Source organism: Pantoea sp. SOD02 (genome assembly GCF_024707505.1).
GTDB lineage: Bacteria > Pseudomonadota > Gammaproteobacteria > Enterobacterales > Enterobacteriaceae > Pantoea > Pantoea symbiotica.
On record NZ_CP102604.1, the window covers coordinates 885,434 to 903,939 of the forward strand.

Here is an 18,506-nt window from a genome sequence, read left to right on the forward strand (position 1 = left end):
CGAAAATGCGTAGGATCGCATTTAGCAATTTTACAGTTTCGCGAAGCTGCGACGTGCAGCATCAATGGTGCGCTGAATATCTTCTTTGCTGTGCGCCAGCGACATAAAGCCGGCTTCGAAAGCGGATGGCGCGAGGTAAACGCCTTCTTCCAGCATCAGATGGAAGAAACGCTTGAAGCGTTCAACGTCACACTGAGTCACGTCCTGGTAGCAGGTGACTTCATCGGCGTCGGTGAAGAAAATCCCGAACATGCCGCCAACGTGGTTGATCACCAGCGGAATATTTTCGGCCTTCGCCGCAGCCAGCAAGCCTTGCGCTAACTGCGTGGTCAGATCGGTCAGTGTGCTATGCGTACCCGGCTGCGCAATCTGCGACAGACATGCAAAGCCCGCCGCCATGGCAATCGGGTTACCGGACAAAGTACCGGCCTGATAAACCGGGCCAGTTGGCGCCAGCGCATCCATCACATCGCGACGACCACCAAAAGCACCCACAGGCATGCCGCCGCCGATGATTTTACCCAGGCAGGTCAGATCGGGCGTCACGTCGTAATAGGCCTGAGCACCGCCCAGCGCGACACGGAAGCCGGTCATCACCTCGTCGATGATCAGCAACGCGCCGAATTCGTCACACAGCGCACGCAGGCCCGGCAGGAAGTCCGGCTGCGGTGGAATGCAGTTCATGTTACCCGCGACCGGCTCAACGATGATGCAGGCGATATCCTCAGGATATTGCTCGAAAGCCGCACGCACGGTGCTGAGATCGTTGTAGGTGCAGGTCAGCGTGTGTTTTGCGAAATCTGCCGGTACGCCCGGCGAGTTTGGCTGGCCCAGCGTCAGCGCGCCGGAACCGGCTTTCACCAGCAGGCAGTCGGCGTGGCCGTGATAGCAGCCTTCGAACTTGATGATTTTGTCGCGATGGGTGAAGCCGCGCGCCAGGCGAATGGCGCTCATGGTGGCTTCGGTGCCGGAGTTAACCATGCGCACCATGTCCATGCTCGGCACCAGCTCGCACACCAGCTCGGCCATTTTCACTTCCATCTCGGTCGGCGCGCCGAAGCTCAGACCGCGCGCGGCGGCTTCAATCACCGCGTTACGGATGTTGGCGTTGTTGTGACCCAGCACCATCGGGCCCCACGAACCGACATAATCGATATAGCCTTTGCCGTCGGCGTCATACAGATACGCACCGTCAGCGCGTTCGATGAACAGCGGCACACCGCCCACACCGGTAAATGCACGTACCGGGGAGTTCACACCGCCGGGGATCAGGCGTTGCGCTGCGGCATACAGGTTTTCTGACTTACTCATTGTTCTGCTCCTGCTGTTCGGGAAAAAATCTGGCGCCATTCTACGGGAATAACGGCTTGCGCTAAAGTTTAGGGTATATACTTTCCTGCGCATGCGGCGGCACGCAGTGTCAAGCTTGAGACTTGATTGCACTGGACGGCTGGCAGATAATAGCGAGATTAAGGTCGTTTTCTGACCTCGACGTTTACCCGGAGTAAAAGATGAGTGACGACTTAGCAGCGCTGCCTTTGCAATTCACTGATGCAGCAGCAAAAAAAGTGAAAAACCTGATTTCTGATGAAGAGAATCCCGAGCTGAAATTGCGCGTCTATATTACCGGCGGCGGTTGCAGCGGTTTCCAGTACGGCTTCACCTTTGACGATCAAATGAATGACGGCGACATGACCATCGAGAAACAAGGCGTGGCGCTGGTGGTGGATCCGATGAGCCTGCAATATCTGGTGGGCGGTTCCGTGGATTACACCGAAGGCCTGGAAGGTTCACGTTTTATCGTGACCAACCCGAATGCTAAAACCACCTGCGGTTGCGGTTCTTCCTTCAGCATCTAATGCTGCTTCTGGCTGCCGTTCTGGTAGCCAGATTCCTACCACTCAATTGTTACCAGGCGCGCAGATTCACGGCGCGTGGCATCGTGTTTTAACACACGTTCGGTAATGCGCGGCTGTGCGCTGAAATGGCGTCCACAATCCACGGTGGGCAGAGTGTGTTCATTCTGGCGCGAGATATCGCAACGCGAGAATAACGTCAAGGTGACGGCGATAGAGCCGGTCGACGTGGCCGCACTCAGTGGTGCAGCGATCACGAGCCCTATGGCCAGCAGCAGTGCTCTGGTCATGAATAGTTCCTGGTGAAGACAAAATTGCGCTAAGCGCTAAAAATGGGCACAGAGCATACGTGGCCGCTGCGCCTTCTATTATGATTTACGACAATTTCTGCCGGATCTTTAATCTTTATTGGTGCTTTTTTTCGTCGGATGTAAATCTGCACACAGCTGTTTCGCCGCCAGCAGCATGCGAGGCCCCGGACGGCTCAGCCAGTCGTCATTGATGGCGATCACCGGCACATCCAGCTGCGGCTGCCAGAATTTGGCAATGCTGGCGGCGTGTGCGGCGTTACCGCCAATCACAATCGCCTGCGGATGGCGCATCAGTACTTGTTCACGGCTCACCTGCGGCCAACTGACGCTGCTATCGGCAAAAATATTCCTGCCGCCGCACAGCTCAATGACCTGGTTTTGCATGGTGTTGCGCGAAGCGGTAAACAGCGGTTGCTGACCAAACTGCAAAAACAGCGGGATCGGCGTGCTTTGCTGATACTGCTGGCGCAGCGCCGCTTCCTGCGCACGTAATGTCTGCGCTGCGTCAATCGCTTGCTGTGGCTGCGGGCTCCAGCGCTGTAACGCCGCCAGCGCATCGATCATTTGATCAATGGTTTGTGGATCGATCCACTCAACCTTAATCCCGAAACGTTGCAGCTGTTCGATTTGTCGCTGCGGATTACCGCCACGCCACGCCAGCACCACATCCGGCTTGAGTTGCAGAATGCGTTCTACTTTGATGCCTTGCCAGTTCGCGACCTGTTCCAGCCCGTTAGCCTGCGCGGGATAATCGGAGAAGGCGCTGACGGCCAGCGGCGTAATGCCCGCGGCGAAAGCCAGTTCGGTCAGATGGGGCGAAAGCGTAATAACGCGCGGCGCGGCGGCGAACAGGCTGTTGCACAGCAGCAACAGCCCGAGCAGCAGGATTTTAGCCACGCGCCAGCTGAACCAGCAGGTTTTCAACCATCAGCGAAGACTGTTTTGCCGCAACGCTGAGGAACTCGTCAAAGCTCAGGTGTGATTTCTGATCGGCGACGTCAGAAATCGCGCGCACCACCACAAAAGGCACCTTGAACTGATGGCAAACGTGACCGATCGCGGTCGCTTCCATCTCCACCGCAATCGCCTGCGGGAAGGTGGTGCGGATACGCGCCAGCGGTGCCGCGCCGTTGATAAAGGCATCGCCGCTCACGACCAAACCGCGTACCGCGTTGAGGTCGAGCTGCTTGATAACCAGCTCAGCGGCGGCAATCAGTTTGTCATCTGCCACGAAAGCTGCGGGGCAACCGGCCATCTGGCCGGGCTCGTAGCCGAAGGCGGTGACGTCGGCATCGTGATAGCGCACTTCATCGGACACCACGATATCGCCCACTTTCAGCGTTGGCGCCAATCCGCCAGCAGAACCGGTGTTGATCACCACATCCGGCTTGCACAGCTGGAGCAGCAAGGTGGTGCCGAGCGCGGCAGCCACTTTACCGATGCCTGATTTCAGCAGCGCCACTTCAACACCGTTCAGCGTGCCGGTATAAATTTCGCAGCCGGCCAGCGTCAATGTCTGGCGGTTTTCGATTTTGTCACGCAGCAGAGTAACTTCCTGCTCCATCGCGCCAATAATGCCTACTTTCATAAGAATCTCGCTAATTTAATGGATGTAACCCGCAAAAGTGAGGCATAGTCTAACATGGCTGATTGAGGAAGAATTCACGAAAAAATAAGGGGTAATTATGGCGACGATCAATTTCAGGAAGAAGATCAGTTTCACCCGCCCTTATACCAGCCGCAAAGATCCCGAAGGGGAATACTTTATTACCCGCCACTTTGAAAGCGATCGCGGACGTATTATTAACTCCGCCGCGATTCGTCGTCTGCAACAGAAAACCCAGGTATTCCCGCTGGAGCGCAACGCGGCGGTGCGTTCGCGTTTGACGCACTCGCTGGAAGTGCAGCAAACCGGGCGATATATCACCAAAGAGATTCTGCAAGCGTTGAAAACCCAGGGCGGCGGGCTGGCGAATTATGGACTGGATGAGTTCGAAGGTGCCTTCGAAAGCCTGATCGAGATGGCCTGTTTGCTGCACGATGTTGGCAATCCGCCGTTTGGTCACTTTGGTGAAGCGGCGATCAATGACTGGTTCGATGATAATCTGCCTGCCGAGCTGGTCGATCCGCTGGTGGCGGGCGTTGCCGATGAATCAGAGCGATCTGCTTTTGACCAGTTAAATGCAATGATTCGTCAAGATTTATGCCATTTCGAGGGCAACGCCCAGGCGATTCGCCTGGTGCATACGCTGCTGCAACTCAATCTCAGCTATGCGCAGGTCGCCTGTATTTTAAAATATACCGCGCCCGCATGGTGGCAAGGCGATAAACCGGCTGAATTTAGCGTATTAATGAAAAAACCGGGTTTCTATTTATCTGAGCGTGAATATGTGGCTGAGTTACGCGAGGCAACGAATATAAAAGAGCACCATCGTTTTCCGCTCACCTGGATAATGGAAGCCGCCGACGATATCTCTTATTGCATTGCCGATCTGGATGACGCCGTAGAAAAAGACATCTTCCATGTTGAAACGCTGTATAAGCATTTACTTGATGCCTGGGGCACGGTAAAAACCGGCGATGTTTTCAGCCGCACCATCGGCGATGCCTGGAAAGAGGCTAATCAGAAAAAACGCCGCAGTATCAGCGATCAATTCTTTATGTCGCTGCGGGTTAACGTGCAAAACGTGCTGGTTAGCCATGCGGTTAAGCGTTTCATCGACAACTTACCTGCTATTTTCGAAGGCGATTTTAATCATGCTTTGCTGGAAGATGATGGCGAAGAAGGGCGCTTGCTGAAACTGTTTAAAACGGTGGCGCGTCAGCAGGTGTTTAATCATCCGGAAGTTGAACAACTGGAATTACAGGGTTATCGGGTGATTAAAGGTTTGCTCGAAATATATCAGTCATTGCTGTTGCTGGATTACGAGCAATTTACCACTTTGATGAACGAGGATTTTCTGGCAAAGCATCCAATTGAAACCCGGCTGTTTCATAAGCTTTCCGGCAAACATCGCAAAGCCTATCAGCAACACATGCGTTCATTAATTGTTGAGCATAAATATCAGCGCCTGTTGTGGGAACGTTATTATCGTGCGCGCCTGATTCAGGACTACATTAGCGGGATGACGGACAATTATGCCTGGGATGAATATCGTCGTTTAATGGCGGTTGAATAAGCGCAGAATTGTAAAGACGAAGAACAATTTTTTACCTTTGCCTAAAACTTTATTAGGAACTTCGCGCTAAAAACTTAATCTCACCATCACGACCACAGCAATGGTCTGGCCGTAATTCTTAGAGAGACACAGATAAATGAAAAAAAACACAATTATGCTGGCGTTGGCGCTGAGTTTCGGCGCGACGGCGTTGAGCCCTGTGAGTGTATTTGCCGCAGAGACCGCTTCTTCTTCCAGCCAGCAGTTGCCAAGCCTGGCACCGATGCTGGAAAAAGTTATGCCGTCCGTGGTGAGTATCAGCGTGGAAGGCACGACGACGGTTAAAACACCGCGTATGCCACAGCAGTTCCAGCAATTCTTTGGTGATAATTCTCCGTTCTGCCAGGACGGATCACCGTTCCAGAGTTCGCCAATGTGCCAAAACGGCGCGGGCGGTGACGGCGGCGGCGCGGATGGCGGTGCTAACGCGCAGAAACAGCAGTTCCGTGCGCTCGGTTCTGGCGTGGTAATTAACGCGGATAAAGGCTATGTGGTGACTAACAACCACGTGGTGGATAACGCGACCAAAATTCAGGTTCAGCTCAGCGATGGCCGTCGCTACGATGCCAAAGTAATTGGTAAAGATCCGCAGTCAGATATCGCGCTGATTCAGCTGCAGGATGCGAAAAACCTCACCGCAATCAAAATTGCCGATTCTGACATCTTGCGCGTCGGTGATTACACCGTGGCGATCGGTAACCCGTACGGCCTCGGAGAAACCGTGACCTCGGGGATTGTTTCAGCGCTGGGTCGCAGCGGCCTGAACGTTGAAAACTATGAAAACTTCATCCAGACCGATGCGGCGATCAACCGGGGTAACTCCGGCGGCGCGTTGGTTAACCTTAACGGTGAGCTGATCGGGATTAATACTGCGATTCTGGCGCCGGACGGCGGCAACATCGGTATCGGCTTTGCGATCCCAAGTTCAATGGTGAAAAACCTGACCGCGCAGATGGTTGAATACGGCCAGGTGAAACGCGGTGAGCTGGGCATTATGGGCACCGAGCTGAACTCTGAGCTGGCGAAAGCGATGAAAGTCGATGCGCAGCGCGGCGCCTTTGTTAGCCAGGTGCTGCCGAATTCCGCTGCGGCGAAAGCCGGCGTGAAAGCCGGTGACGTAGTGGTGTCGATGAACGGTAAAGCGCTGACCAGCTTCGCGGCGCTGCGTGCAGAGGTCGGCTCGCTGCCGGTTGGCACCAAACTGCAGCTGGGTCTGCTGCGCGATGGCAAACCGGTGAACGTCACGGTTGAATTGCAGCAGAGTTCGCAGGATAAAGTGCAGTCCGCCACCATTTACACCGGCATTGAAGGTGCCGATCTCAGCAATATCGATACTAACGGCCAGAAAGGCGTGCGTGTCGATAGCGTTAAACCGGGCAGCGCAGCGGCGCGTATCGGTCTGAAGAAAGGTGACGTGATTCTCGGCGTGAACCAGCAAGCCGTGGCTAACCTTGGCGAGCTGCGCAAAGTGCTCGATACCAAACCTTCGGTGCTGGCACTGAACGTACAGCGCGGTGACAACAGCCTGTATCTGCTGATGCAGTAAGTTTCAGGTTGTTGAAAACAGGCGAGCCTCGGCTCGCCTTTTTTGTGTCTGTGCAAATGTCCGGTACTGAATGTGACGCTTACCGCAAATCCCGCATAATCCCCACGGCTATGTGCAACTGCACAATGTCAGCGCCTTAACGGATGCGTATTCTGTCTGTTCGTCCTTATCTCCGGAGTGTTTGATGGCCACCTATCATCTCGATGCGCGACTGGCTCAGGATATTGTTGCCCGCACCATGCAAATTATTGATAGCAATGTCAACGTGATGGATGCGCGCGGTCGCATCATCGGCAGTGGCGATCGTGAACGTATTGGCGAATTGCACGAAGGCGCGCTGCTGGTGCTGTCACAAGGCCGCGTGGTGGACATCGACGAAGCGGTGGCAAAACATCTGCACGGCGTGCGTCCCGGCATCAATTTACCGCTGCGTATTGATGGCGACATCGTCGGCGTAATCGGTTTGACTGGCCAACCCGCAACGCTGCGTCACTACGGTGAGTTGGTGTGTATGACCGCTGAAATGATGCTGGAGCAGGCGCGGTTGCTGCATATGCTGGCGCAGGACAGCCGCTTGCGTGAAGAGCTGGTGCTGAATCTGGTACGCAGCGAAACCTTATCGCCAGCGCTGAGCGAATGGGCGCAGCGGCTCGGCATCGATCTCAATCAGCCGCGCGTGGTGGCGGTGGTGGAAGTGGACAGCGGCCAGCTTGGCGTCGATAGCGCCATGTCCGAGCTGCAGCAGTTGCAAACGCTGCTGACCACGCCGGAGCGTGACAATCTGATTGCGATTGTTTCACTCACCGAAATGGTGGTGCTGAAACCGGCACTGAATGCGCATGGCCGCTACGATCAGGACGATCATCGTCGTCGCGTGGATCAACTGCTGCAACGCATGAAAGAGAGCGGACAGGTGCGGATGCGTATCGCGCTCGGCAACTACTTTACCGGTCCCGGCAGCATCGCGCGTTCGTACCGTACCGCGCGCACCACCATGATGGTGGGCAAACAGCGCATGCCAGAACAGCGCAGCTATTTTTATCAGGATCTGGTGCTGCCGGTGCTGCTCGACAGTTTACGCGGCGGCTGGCAGGCCAACGAACTGGCGCGCCCGCTGGCGAAGCTGAAAAGCATGGATAACAATGGTTTGCTGCGGCGTACATTGGTGGCGTGGTTTAGCCATAATGTGCAACCCAGCGCTACGGCGCGCGCGCTGTTTATTCACCGCAACACGCTGGAGTATCGCCTCAATCGTATTTCCGAGCTTACCGGTCTCGATCTGGGCAACTTCGACGATCGTTTGTTGCTGTATGTGGCGCTACAACTGGATGAGCAAAGTTAATGAGAAACCTGTGGATTGCGCTGCTGTGGCTGTATAGCGTGCTAAGTGTGGCTAACGATCCGGCCTTTCTCACTTTAAACGATCTTCAGCGGGTTAAGCAGCAGCTGGCACATCATCAAGCTGCGCCGCCCACGATCGATGCCTGGCATCAGTTAAAGCAGCAGGCGGATAACGCGCTGAAACACCCCAATCCCAGCGTCACCGATAAAGGTATGCTGCCGCCGAGCGGATCGAAGCAGGATTATTTAAGCCTGAGCGCCTATTGGTGGCCGGACGACAGCAGCGCCGACGGCTTGCCGTGGCAACGTCGCGACGGCGAAGTGAATCCCGCCAGTAAGAATGAACAAAGTGATGGTGTGCGGCTGGCGCGCTTTACCGCTGATTTTCAGGCACTGACGCTGGCCTGGTATTTCTCTGGCGATCAACGTTATGCCGATAAAGCGCTGGCGATGATGCGCCACTGGTTTATCGATCCCGCCAGCCGCATGCATCCGAATCTAAACTTTGCACAGGGAATTCCGGGCCGATCCGCAGGCCGCCATGATGGCGTGCTGGATGGACGCTACTTTGCCACGCGCGTGGTGGATGCGCTGACGTTGCTGCGTAATGCGCCCGGTTGGCAGCCAGCCGATCAGCAGGCGATGCATTTTTGGTTTAGCGAGTATCTGCACTGGCTGCGGCACAATCCTTTAGCGCTACAAGAAGCGGCGGCGGCGAATAATCATGGCAGTTGGTATTGCACGCAGGTGGCGGGAATTGCCTGGTATCTCGGCGATCGTGAGATGGTTAAAGCAATGGTGGAATTGGCGCGCAGTAAAATTGCGCTGCAAATCCGTGCCGATGGCAGCCAGCCCGCCGAGTTAGCGCGCACGCGATCCTTCCATTACAGCTACTTCAATCTGCAGGCGCTTACTGCATTGGCGCAGTTGGCCGGTAAAGCAGGATTGGGTGATTTGTGGCATAGCAGGCAACAGCAAAGCGGCTCATTGCTGGATGCGCTGGACATGATGGCGCCGTACAGCGATGCCAGTAAAGTCTGGCCGTGGAAAAACCGCGATCGGGTGAGCCAACGCATCATTCCCTTGCTTTCAATGGCCGACAACAGTTTGCAGCAGCCGCGTTATCAGCACTGGATCAGGCAGACGCAATGGAAAGATCAAAACAGCGGGGCGGTGATGCAGGCACTGCGCGATACCTGGCTGCTTTCGCTGCCTTATCAGCAGCCATAAAAAAGGCCAGCATTAGCTGGCCTGTTAACATAAGCGAACAATTATTTATTGCGGGTCAGCTGGTCGAGGTCTGATTCGATCTCAGCGATTTTGTTAGAGACCACGCTTTCCAGATGGCGCAGATCCGCCAGAATTTTACGCTTCAGATCCACTTCAACCTGGTCGCGCTGGCAAATCTGGTCCAGCTCATCGATCACGTAACGCAGGTTCGGGCTGATTTCCTGCACTTCTTTGTAACCCTGGCTGGTGTGATCGGCGACGACGGTTTTGCGCTGACGTGGATATTTGAATTTCACGCTTTTAGCGAAGAATTCACCTTTGTCTTTGCGGAAGTAGATTTTAAGAATGTCGTTGTTAGCTTCCTGACGCAGGCTATAACGGTCGATGTCTTCAGGAGAGCTGATACCTAAGCTTTTCAGGTTGTCGTACATAGCGTTTATATTCCATCTAAGAGTGGGTGAGCGCGCAGGACTATCATCATCATTCGGGATGCAGCAAAAACGCGGCAACCGGAACGCTTACGGCATACTTAATCAACTGTAGACACAAAAACCGGGATGAACAGTGCGCGACCGGAGTTAACTTGGCGCGGATTATGAACTGTTTGAAAAATAAACGCACGTGTTAATTCGCGGCGCGAAACAGGTAATTCAGGCGGGAGTGTAAACAAATAATTACGGGCCTGTAGGCAGGCCCGTCGGGAAGATTTACAGGCAGGAAAAGCTTAGTCGATGCTGCGCAGCAATTCGTTAATGCCTGTTTTGCTGAGGGTTTTAGCGTCAACTTTCTTCACGATGACCGCGCAGTACAGGCTGTAGCTACCATCTTTTGACGGCAGGTTGCCTGAAACCACCACCGAACCCGCCGGTACGCGACCGTAATGCACTTCGCCGGTTTCGCGGTCAAAGATTTTGGTGCTCTGGCCAATGTAAACGCCCATTGAGATCACTGAACCTTCTTCAACAATCACGCCTTCAACGATTTCTGAACGTGCGCCGATGAAGCAGTTATCTTCGATGATGGTTGGATTGGCCTGCAGCGGCTCCAGCACGCCACCGATGCCCACGCCGCCTGACAGGTGGACGTTTTTACCGATCTGCGCGCAAGAACCCACGGTCGCCCAGGTATCAACCATGGTGCCTTCATCAACGTAAGCGCCGATGTTGACGTAAGAAGGCATCAGCACGGTGTTACGCGCGATGAATGCGCCCTGACGCACAGCAGCCGGTGGCACTACGCGAAAACCGGCGTTTTTGAAACGCGCTTCATCCCAGCCCGCAAACTTCATTGGCACTTTGTCGTAGAAGCGAGTTTCAGAACCTTCCATGACTTGGTTGTCGTTGATGCGGAACGACAACAGCACCGCTTTCTTCAGCCACTGATGCGTTACCCACTCACCGTTGATCTTTTCAGACACGCGCAGTTCACCGCTATCCAGCAGGCCGATAACCTGGGTGATAGCATCGCGGGTCGCGCTGTCTACGCTAGATGGCGTGATGTCGGCGCGGCGCTCAAAGGCAGATTCGATAACGCTCTGTAACTGTTGCATATTTATTTCCTGATTCTGTCAAAGCGGAATGCACGCCAAATAGCGTACATAGTTAAATTACCTGGCAAACATCATTCATGATGCAGGAAGGCGGCGACGCAGCGAATCCCCGGGAGCATACATCAGTATGTGACCGGGGTGAGCGAGGAAAGCCAACGCACCTGCAACGTGTAGGATGAAAGCCAGGTCACAGTTTATCGTTTGGATTAAGGGCTTCTGTCAACCTCTGTTGCAACACATTGCGCATTTCCACCCCAAGTGCACGCCGCTCGCTATCGGCCAGGATGAAAAGATCCTCAACCCGTTCACCAATCGTACTGATGCGTGCGCCATGCAGCGAAACCCCCAAATCAGCGAACACTTCGCCCACGCGCGCCAGCAAGCCGGGCTGATCGAGCGCGACCAATTCCAGATAGCTGCGGCGGTCGGTGTGCGTCGGCAGGAAATTGACTTCGGTATCGACACTGAAATGTTTGAGGCGCGCGGACTGACGGCGCGTACGCGGCGGCACCCATTCGTTCTGCGTGATGGCTTGTTCCAGCGCCTGAATGATCAGCGGATGGCGATCGGCGGCCAGCGGGCTGCCATCTGGCTCCAGCACAATAAAGGTGTCCATCGCCATGCCATCGCGGCTGGTAAAGATCTGCGCATCATGCACGCTAAGATTGCGGCGATCCAACTCGCCGGCCACCGCTGCAAACAGGTGCGGACGATCCGGGCTCCAGATAAAGATTTCGGTACCGCCGCGCGTGGCCTGCGGGCTGACCAGCACCAGCGGTTTGTTGAGATCGTGGTGAATCAAATGACGCGCATGCCAGGCGAGCTGATTCGGCGTGTGGCGCAGGAAATAGTCGGCGCGACAACGGCTCCAGATATGGTGCAAACGCTCTTCGTCGAGGTTTTCCATGCGCAGCAGCGCCAGTGCTTGCAAGCGATGATGACGTACGCGTTCGCGCAGATCCGGGCTGTTTTCCATGCCGCGGCGCAGCTGTTTTTCGGTGGCGAAGAACAGCTCACGCAACAGGCTCTGCTTCCAGCTGTTCCACAAGCTTTCATTGGTGGCACAGATATCGGAAACCGTCAGGCACGCTAAATAGCGCAGACGGTTTTCGTTCTGCATCACTTCGGCGAACTGCTGAATTACAGTCGGGTCCTGAATGTCGCGGCGCTGCGCGGTGACTGACATCAATAAATGATGGCGAACCAGCCAGGCAACTAGCTGGGTTTCGCGGGAGTTGAGGCCGTGTAGTTCGGCAAAGTCGAGCGCATCCTGCGCGCCGAGAATCGAGTGATCGCCGTTGCGGCCCTTGGCGATATCGTGCAGCAGCGCGGCCATCAGCAGCAGTTCCGGTTGCGGCAGACGCGGCCAAAGTTCAACGCACAGCGGATGCATCGGGCGCGTGGCTTCGTCGGCAAAACTCTCCAGCTTTTGCAGTACGCGGATGGTGTGCTCATCCACCGTGTAAGCGTGGAACAGATCGAACTGCATCTGGCCGACGATGTTGCCCCACAGCGGCGTATAAGCCCACAACACGCTGTGACGATGCATCGGCACCAGCGCGCGCTTAACCGCGCCCGGATGACGCAGAATCGCCATAAAGGTTTCACGCGCTTCAGGAATCTGGCACAGCGGCTGTTTCAGATGGCGGCGCGCATAGCGCAGCTGCCGCAGCGTGGTGGAGTAAATGCCTTTGATGTTTTCGTTACGCACCATCACGTAGAACATCCGCAGGATGGCTTGCGGCTCACGTTCAAACAGCGTGAGATCGCGCAGGTCAATGAGGTCACCGCGAATCTGGAAGTCATCATCAATATTGCGCGGCTTTTCAGTGGTCGACAGCGCCAGAATCGCTTCATCGAACAGCTGCAGCAGCATCTGATTGAGTTCGCCGATGCGGCGCGTAACGCGGTAGAAGTCCTTCATCATGCGCTCAACCGGCTCGTTGACCTCGCCCAAATAGTTGAGGCGTTGAGCGACGGTCAGTTGGCGATCGAACAGCAGGCGGTTGTCATAACGCGTCAGCGTTAAGTGCAGCGCAAAACGAATGCGCCACAAAAATTCCTGACACTCATTGATTTCATTGCGTTCCGCTTCGGTGATAAAGCCGAAACCGACCATTTCATCCATGGTGGTGGCGCCAAAGTGACGGCGCGCCACCCATTGCAGCGTGTGAATGTCGCGCAGGCCGCCGGGGCTGCTTTTGATATCCGGTTCAAGGTTGTAGCTGGTGCCGTGATAGCGCTGGTGGCGCTCCTGCTGCTCTTCAATTTTGGCGGCGAAGAAGCGCGACGAAGGCCAGAAGCCATCGCTAAAGATGTTCTTTTGCAGTTCGAGAAACAGCGCCACATCACCGGTGAGCATGCGCGATTCGATCAGGTTGGTGGCGACCGTGAGATCGGATAAGCCTTCCAGCAGGCACTCTTCCAGCGTACGTACGCTGTGACCGACTTCCAGCTTCAAATCCCACATCAGCGTTAGCAGCTCGCTGGTGCGCTGCGCGGCCGCGTCATCCAGCGGCTGGCGGCTGAGGATCAGCACATCAATATCGGAAAGTGGATGCAGTTCGCCGCGACCATAGCCGCCAACGGCAACCAGCGCGATCTCTTTCATCTGGTCGAAACCAAAGAAGCGCCACAGGCGACGCAATAAGCGGTCGATAAACAGCGTGCGCGCATCGATCAGCGATTCGATATCGGTGCCCGCGTCAAATGCGATGCCCAGATGCTGCTGGAATTGCTCGAGATACTGTTTGAGCTTGTCGCGCGTCAGGGCGTCATCGGGCCAGCTGGCGGGGGAATCGGTCAGGCCTTTGTGTACTGCTTCGGTCACGCTACCACTCATCAACATGCCTCTTCATTACGCACATAAAAAAGGCCAGCTATAAGCCGGCCTGGTACTGTCAGCGAGATGATTACGCGACGTTTTCGAGCACCGCTGGAATGGTGTCATCTTCACGCAGCGTCAGAATCTCACAGCCGTTTTCTGTCACCACAATAGTATGCTCATACTGCGCGGACAAGCTGCGATCTTTGGTTTTCACGGTCCAGCCATCCTTCATGGTGCGGATGCGGTAATCACCGGCATTGACCATCGGTTCGATGGTGAAGGTCATGCCCGCTTGCAACACTACGCCGCTGTCATCCGCGTCGTAATGCAGGACCTGCGGCTCTTCGTGGAAGCCTTTGCCAATGCCGTGACCGCAATACTCGCGCACCACTGAGAAATCCTGGGCTTCGACATACTGCTGAATCGCACGGCCCAGCTCACGCAGACGAATCCCCGGCTTCACCAGACGCAGCGCGATATAGAGACTTTCCTGGGTCACGCGACACAGGCGCTCACCCTGAATGGTCGCTTTGCCGACGATGAACATTTTTGAGGTATCGCCGTGATACTCATCTTTGATCACCGTGACATCGACGTTAACCACGTCGCCATCTTTCAGCACACGATCGTCGCTCGGAATACCGTGACATACCACTTCATTCACCGAAATACACACCGACTTCGGGAAGCCGTGATAGCCGAGGCAGGCGGAAATCGCCTGCTGCTTCTGCGTGATGTGTTCGTGGCAGAGACGATCCAGTTCACCGGTGGTGACGCCAGGCACCACGTGCGGTGCAATCATCTCCAGCACTTCAGCCGCAAGGCGGCCCGCAACGCGCATTTTTTCGATTTCTTCAGGGGTTTTAATTGAAATAGCCATTAAATTAATCCGCAATCGTCGAAATTTTCGACAATAATGAGTTCTGTGGCAGTCATGTTAGCAGCCAGCAAAAGGGCTGCCAAATGGCGATTGTCTGCGCCTGCGGCGCTCAACTACTATTGGCGTATTCCTGCGCATTGTGGTATAAAGCGCGCCGACGATTCTCTGTCACCGACGTTTGGCTGGCAGGAAACGCATAAAACTCATTATGTGTACTAAAACACACATGTATCGACACATACGCCGGGGTGCCTTGAAAGAGGTCGGTCGTATGGGATACATGGAGGCCCAACCCCAAATCAAACTTTAGAGGTAATCATGGCAACTGTTTCAATGCGCGACATGCTCAAGGCTGGTGTTCACTTTGGTCACCAGACCCGTTACTGGAACCCGAAAATGAAGCCATTCATCTTCGGCGCACGTAACAAGGTTCACATCATCAACCTCGAGCAGACTGTGCCAATGTTCAACGACGCTCTGGCTGAGTTGAAAAAGATCTCTTCCCGTAAAGGTAAGATTCTGATCGTTGGTACTAAGCGCGCTGCTGCCGAAGCGGTAAAAGAGTCAGCTCTGAGCTGCGACCAGTTCTTCGTAAACCACCGCTGGTTGGGTGGCATGCTGACTAACTGGAAAACCGTTCGTCAGTCAATCAAACGCCTGAAAGATCTTGAGTCTCAGTCTCAGGACGGTACTTTCGACAAACTGACCAAGAAAGAAGCGCTGATGCGCACTCGCGAACTGGCCAAGCTGGAAAACAGCCTGGGCGGTATCAAAGATATGGGCGGTCTGCCGGATGCACTGTTCGTTGTTGACGCTGATCACGAGCATATCGCTATCAAAGAAGCAAACAACCTGGGTATCCCAGTATTTGCTATCGTTGATACCAACTCTGATCCAGACGGCGTTGACTTCGTTATCCCAGGTAACGACGATGCGATCCGTGCTGTAAGCCTGTACCTGACTGCCGTTGCCACTACCGTGCGCGAAGGCCGTTCACAGGATCTGGCTGAGCAGGCTGAAGAAGCTGCTGAAGCTTAATAAGGTTCGCTCTTTCTGAGAGCCCTTAGACATCAGATGTTATCTGTTAAGGGGGCCGTTCAGGCCCCTTTATTTTATCTAAGTCTGTCACGCTCACTGCAGAGCGAGCGGGGCAGAGTAAATTTTCCGCAACAAGTTTCTGACAGTGTGTGAGCACACAGAGACGAATCGAGGATTCTGGAATGGCTGATATTACCGCTGCATTGGTAAAAGAACTGCGTGAGCGTACTGGCGCAGGCATGATGGACTGCAAAAAAGCGCTGACCGAAGCGAACGGCGACATCGAGCTGGCGATTGAGAACATGCGCAAATCTGGCGCAATCAAAGCCGCTAAGAAAGCAGGCAACGTTGCTGCTGATGGCGTGATCAAAACCAAAATCGCTGACGGCTTCGCGGCGATCCTGGAAGTAAACTGCCAGACCGACTTCGTTGCTAAAGATGGCGGTTTCCAGGCGTTTGCTGACAAGGTTCTGGATGCAGCTGTCGCTGGCAAAGTTACCGATGTGGAAGTTCTGAAAGCGCAGTTCGAAGAAGAACGCGTAGCGCTGGTTACTAAAATCGGTGAGAACATCAACATCCGTCGTGTTGCTATCCTGGAAGGCGCTGAGCTGAACAGCTATCAGCATGGCGCACGTATCGGTGTGGTTGTTTCTACCACCGGTGCTGACGAAGAACTGAGCAAGCAAGTTGCTATGCACATTGCTGCAAGCAAGCCAGAGTTTGTTAAGCCAGAAGACGTGTCTGCAGACGTGGTTGAGAAAGAGTACCAGGTTCAGCTGGACATCGCCATGCAGTCTGGCAAGCCAAAAGAAATCGCAGAGAAAATGGTTGAAGGCCGCATGAAGAAATTCACCGGCGAAGTTTCTCTGACCGGTCAGGCTTTCGTTATCGATCCAAGCAAAACCGTTGGCCAGGCGTTGAAAGAGAAAAACGCTGACGTCATCAACTTCATCCGCTTCGAAGTGGGTGAAGGCATTGAGAAAGTTGAAGCTGACTTCGCAGCAGAAGTTGCTGCAATGTCCAAACAGTCTTAATGGTCCGAAAGAACCGCCACAAGGCGGTTCTTTTTTGTCTGCGATTTAGTGCAGCACTTTCAGTCTCATCCCAATAGCTTTTCTCGCGGGCTTTGCGGATGATCGACCAGATTTTACTTCTCCTTTTCATCATATCTTCCAGGAAGAACTGACCATGGCGACCAACGCAAAACCTGTATATCAACGTATCCTGCTAAAACTGAGTGGCGAAGCACTGCAAGGTGCCGAAGGTTTTGGCATCGACGCGAGCGTGCTTGACCGCATGGCGCAAGAGGTTAAAGAGCTGGTTGAATTGGGCATTCAGGTGGGTGTGGTTATTGGTGGTGGTAACCTGTTCCGCGGCGCAGGTCTGGCCCAGGCGGGCATGAACCGTGTGGTCGGCGACCATATGGGCATGCTGGCAACAGTAATGAATGGCCTGGCAATGCGTGATGCGCTGCACCGTGCGTATGTCAATGCGCGCTTGATGTCAGCGATTCCGCTGAACGGCGTGTGTGACAACTACAGCTGGGCAGAAGCGATCAGCCTGCTGCGCAATAACCGCGTCGTGATCTTTGCGGCCGGTACTGGCAACCCGTTCTTTACCACTGACTCTGCAGCTTGTCTGCGCGGCATCGAAATCGAAGCCGACGTGGTACTGAAAGCCACCAAAGTAGACGGCGTCTACTCTGAAGATCCGGTGAAAAACCCGGATGCCACGCTGTATGACCAACTGAGCTATGCAGAAGTGTTGGATAAAGAGCTCAAAGTGATGGATCTCGCCGCCTTTACGCTGGCGCGTGATCACAAACTGCCTATCCGCGTCTTCAACATGAACAAGCCTGGCGCGTTGCGTCGCGTCGTGATGGGTGAAAAAGAAGGCACCCTGATTACGCATTAATACCCGACGCACGTTAAAATAAGGTATATTCTTTTGCCGCGATGCTCTGGCATCGCGCAGCAATTAGGATGATCGATGTTTATCGATACCGCTTCCGGTTAGCCCGGAAATGGCCAGGTCAACCGAATTCAAGGGTTTCAACGTGATTAACGACATTAAAAAAGATGCAGACACGCGCATGGAAAAATGTGTGGATGCATTTAAAAACAACATCAGCAAAATCCGCACCGGCCGTGCTTCACCTTCACTGCTCGACGGCATTGTGGTTCCTTATTACGGTACACCTACGCCGCTGCGTCAGCTGGCTAGCGTGACAGTAGAGGATTCACGTACGTTGAAAATCAACGTATTTGATCGCTCGCTGAGCGCTGCTGTTGAGAAAGCGATTATGACGTCTGATTTGGGTCTGAACCCAAGCTCAGCCGGTAGCGATATTCGTGTGCCGCTGCCAGCGCTGACCGAAGAGCGTCGTAAAGATCTGATCAAGATCGTACGTGGCGAAGCTGAGCAGGGCCGTGTCTCTGTACGTAACGTCCGTCGTGACGCGAACGACAAGATCAAAGCGCTGCTGAAAGACAAAGAGATCAGCGAAGACGACGAACGTCGTACGCAGGATGAGATCCAGAAAATGACCGATGCGCACATCAAGAGTGTTGATGCGGCATTGGCCGATAAAGAAAAGGAACTGATGGACTTCTAATTCCATCAACTGCTTTTCAAAACGCCGTTCAGAGACGAGACGTGTTCGACTCTGGCGGCGTTTTACATTGTGTCCGGCGCCGTTGCGGGCACCCTC

Annotated in this window: 17 protein-coding genes; 9 read left to right on the forward strand and 8 right to left on the reverse strand. The window is 54.4% G+C overall.

The features are described 5' to 3' along the window. Positions 1–30: 30 nt before the first annotated feature. On the reverse strand, positions 31–1,311 hold the full coding sequence (hemL, locus tag NR302_RS03975) for a glutamate-1-semialdehyde 2,1-aminomutase (RefSeq protein ID WP_008108498.1): 1,281 nt from the start codon (positions 1,309–1,311) through the stop codon (positions 31–33). Positions 1,312–1,511: 200 nt separating this feature from the next. Between hemL and erpA the strand changes: the two genes are divergently transcribed. After that, positions 1,512–1,859, forward strand: coding sequence for an iron-sulfur cluster insertion protein ErpA (erpA, locus tag NR302_RS03980; protein WP_007893884.1), 348 nt, complete (start codon positions 1,512–1,514; stop codon positions 1,857–1,859). Between the two features lie 35 nt (positions 1,860–1,894). On the opposite strand, the gene NR302_RS03985 is transcribed toward erpA, so the two are convergent. The 3 genes from NR302_RS03985 to mtnN form a co-directional block, all read right to left on the reverse strand. Then, positions 1,895–2,146 carry a hypothetical protein gene (locus NR302_RS03985; RefSeq protein ID WP_258144628.1) on the reverse strand — a complete coding sequence of 84 codons (252 nt, stop codon included), beginning with the start codon at positions 2,144–2,146 and terminating at the stop codon, positions 1,895–1,897. A 108-nt stretch (positions 2,147–2,254) separates the two neighbouring features. Then, a complete protein-coding gene (gene btuF, locus NR302_RS03990) occupies positions 2,255–3,064 on the reverse strand; it encodes a vitamin B12 ABC transporter substrate-binding protein BtuF (protein WP_258144629.1) in 810 nt (269 codons plus the stop codon). Beyond that, a complete protein-coding gene (mtnN, locus tag NR302_RS03995) occupies positions 3,057–3,755 on the reverse strand; it encodes a 5'-methylthioadenosine/S-adenosylhomocysteine nucleosidase (RefSeq protein WP_258144630.1) in 699 nt (232 codons plus the stop codon). Before mtnN ends, btuF begins: the two co-directional genes overlap by 8 nt. Positions 3,756–3,852: 97 nt before the next feature. On the opposite strand from mtnN, the gene dgt reads away from it, so the two are divergent. The 4 genes from dgt to NR302_RS04015 all read left to right on the forward strand — a co-directional run bounded on the left by dgt (position 3,853) and on the right by NR302_RS04015 (position 9,502). Next, on the forward strand, positions 3,853–5,346 hold the full coding sequence (gene dgt, locus NR302_RS04000) for a dGTPase (RefSeq protein ID WP_008108494.1): 1,494 nt from the start codon (positions 3,853–3,855) through the stop codon (positions 5,344–5,346). 136 nt (positions 5,347–5,482) lie between these two features. Beyond that, the gene (degP, locus tag NR302_RS04005; RefSeq protein WP_258144631.1) at positions 5,483–6,931 is read left to right on the forward strand and encodes a serine endoprotease DegP; all 1,449 of its coding nucleotides are present in this window, start codon (positions 5,483–5,485) and stop codon (positions 6,929–6,931) included. Positions 6,932–7,115: 184 nt separating this feature from the next. Beyond that, entirely contained in the window at positions 7,116–8,273 is a 1,158-nt protein-coding gene (locus NR302_RS04010) for a CdaR family transcriptional regulator (protein WP_061718082.1), read from the forward strand. Beyond that, positions 8,273–9,502, forward strand: a complete 1,230-nt coding sequence (locus tag NR302_RS04015) for an alginate lyase family protein (RefSeq protein ID WP_258144632.1) — start codon at positions 8,273–8,275, stop codon at positions 9,500–9,502. Before NR302_RS04010 ends, NR302_RS04015 begins: the two co-directional genes overlap by 1 nt. A 41-nt stretch (positions 9,503–9,543) precedes the next feature. On the opposite strand, the gene NR302_RS04020 is transcribed toward NR302_RS04015, so the two are convergent. The 4 genes from NR302_RS04020 to map form a co-directional block, all read right to left on the reverse strand. Then, the gene (locus NR302_RS04020) at positions 9,544–9,933 is read right to left on the reverse strand and encodes a DUF3461 family protein (protein WP_008108490.1); all 390 of its coding nucleotides are present in this window, start codon (positions 9,931–9,933) and stop codon (positions 9,544–9,546) included. A gap of 293 nt (positions 9,934–10,226) precedes the next feature. Then, positions 10,227–11,051: a 2,3,4,5-tetrahydropyridine-2,6-dicarboxylate N-succinyltransferase gene (gene dapD, locus NR302_RS04025; RefSeq protein ID WP_008108489.1), complete on the reverse strand. Its 825-nt coding sequence runs from the start codon at positions 11,049–11,051 to the stop codon at positions 10,227–10,229. A gap of 187 nt (positions 11,052–11,238) precedes the next feature. Further along, complete coding sequence (glnD, locus tag NR302_RS04030; protein WP_008108488.1) at positions 11,239–13,893, reverse strand: bifunctional uridylyltransferase/uridylyl-removing protein GlnD; 2,655 nt, start codon at positions 13,891–13,893, stop codon at positions 11,239–11,241. 70 nt (positions 13,894–13,963) lie between these two features. Beyond that, on the reverse strand, positions 13,964–14,758 hold the full coding sequence (gene map, locus NR302_RS04035) for a type I methionyl aminopeptidase (protein ID WP_008108487.1): 795 nt from the start codon (positions 14,756–14,758) through the stop codon (positions 13,964–13,966). A gap of 318 nt (positions 14,759–15,076) precedes the next feature. Between map and rpsB the strand changes: the two genes are divergently transcribed. The 4 genes from rpsB (at position 15,077) to frr (ending at position 18,410) form a co-directional block, all read left to right on the forward strand. Then, complete coding sequence (gene rpsB / locus NR302_RS04040; protein WP_007893898.1) at positions 15,077–15,796, forward strand: 30S ribosomal protein S2; 720 nt, start codon at positions 15,077–15,079, stop codon at positions 15,794–15,796. 182 nt (positions 15,797–15,978) lie between these two features. Beyond that, positions 15,979–16,830 (forward strand): translation elongation factor Ts, encoded by an 852-nt coding sequence (tsf, locus tag NR302_RS04045; RefSeq protein WP_008108484.1) that lies wholly within the window; start codon positions 15,979–15,981, stop codon positions 16,828–16,830. Between the two features lie 154 nt (positions 16,831–16,984). Continuing rightward, positions 16,985–17,710 carry a UMP kinase gene (gene pyrH / locus NR302_RS04050; protein ID WP_007893903.1) on the forward strand — a complete coding sequence of 242 codons (726 nt, stop codon included), beginning with the start codon at positions 16,985–16,987 and terminating at the stop codon, positions 17,708–17,710. A gap of 142 nt (positions 17,711–17,852) precedes the next feature. Continuing rightward, the gene (gene frr, locus NR302_RS04055; RefSeq protein WP_036649587.1) at positions 17,853–18,410 is read left to right on the forward strand and encodes a ribosome recycling factor; all 558 of its coding nucleotides are present in this window, start codon (positions 17,853–17,855) and stop codon (positions 18,408–18,410) included. Positions 18,411–18,506: the final 96 nt, after the last annotated feature.

What these genes read in the sequence shown, in the direction of transcription:
- hemL (WP_008108498.1), bottom strand. Translation starts at nt 1,311, where the DNA reads ATGAGTAAGTCAGAAAACCTGTATGCCGCAGCGCAACGCCTGATCCCC.
- erpA (WP_007893884.1), top strand. Translation starts at nt 1,512, where the DNA reads ATGAGTGACGACTTAGCAGCGCTGCCTTTGCAATTCACTGATGCAGCA.
- NR302_RS03985 (WP_258144628.1), bottom strand. Translation starts at nt 2,146, where the DNA reads ATGACCAGAGCACTGCTGCTGGCCATAGGGCTCGTGATCGCTGCACCA.
- mtnN (WP_258144630.1), bottom strand. Translation starts at nt 3,755, where the DNA reads ATGAAAGTAGGCATTATTGGCGCGATGGAGCAGGAAGTTACTCTGCTG.
- dgt (WP_008108494.1), top strand. Translation starts at nt 3,853, where the DNA reads ATGGCGACGATCAATTTCAGGAAGAAGATCAGTTTCACCCGCCCTTAT.
- degP (WP_258144631.1), top strand. Translation starts at nt 5,483, where the DNA reads ATGAAAAAAAACACAATTATGCTGGCGTTGGCGCTGAGTTTCGGCGCG.
- NR302_RS04010 (WP_061718082.1), top strand. Translation starts at nt 7,116, where the DNA reads ATGGCCACCTATCATCTCGATGCGCGACTGGCTCAGGATATTGTTGCC.
- NR302_RS04015 (WP_258144632.1), top strand. Translation starts at nt 8,273, where the DNA reads ATGAGAAACCTGTGGATTGCGCTGCTGTGGCTGTATAGCGTGCTAAGT.
- NR302_RS04020 (WP_008108490.1), bottom strand. Translation starts at nt 9,933, where the DNA reads ATGTACGACAACCTGAAAAGCTTAGGTATCAGCTCTCCTGAAGACATC.
- dapD (WP_008108489.1), bottom strand. Translation starts at nt 11,051, where the DNA reads ATGCAACAGTTACAGAGCGTTATCGAATCTGCCTTTGAGCGCCGCGCC.
- glnD (WP_008108488.1), bottom strand. Translation starts at nt 13,893, where the DNA reads ATGAGTGGTAGCGTGACCGAAGCAGTACACAAAGGCCTGACCGATTCC.
- map (WP_008108487.1), bottom strand. Translation starts at nt 14,758, where the DNA reads ATGGCTATTTCAATTAAAACCCCTGAAGAAATCGAAAAAATGCGCGTT.
- rpsB (WP_007893898.1), top strand. Translation starts at nt 15,077, where the DNA reads ATGGCAACTGTTTCAATGCGCGACATGCTCAAGGCTGGTGTTCACTTT.
- tsf (WP_008108484.1), top strand. Translation starts at nt 15,979, where the DNA reads ATGGCTGATATTACCGCTGCATTGGTAAAAGAACTGCGTGAGCGTACT.
- pyrH (WP_007893903.1), top strand. Translation starts at nt 16,985, where the DNA reads ATGGCGACCAACGCAAAACCTGTATATCAACGTATCCTGCTAAAACTG.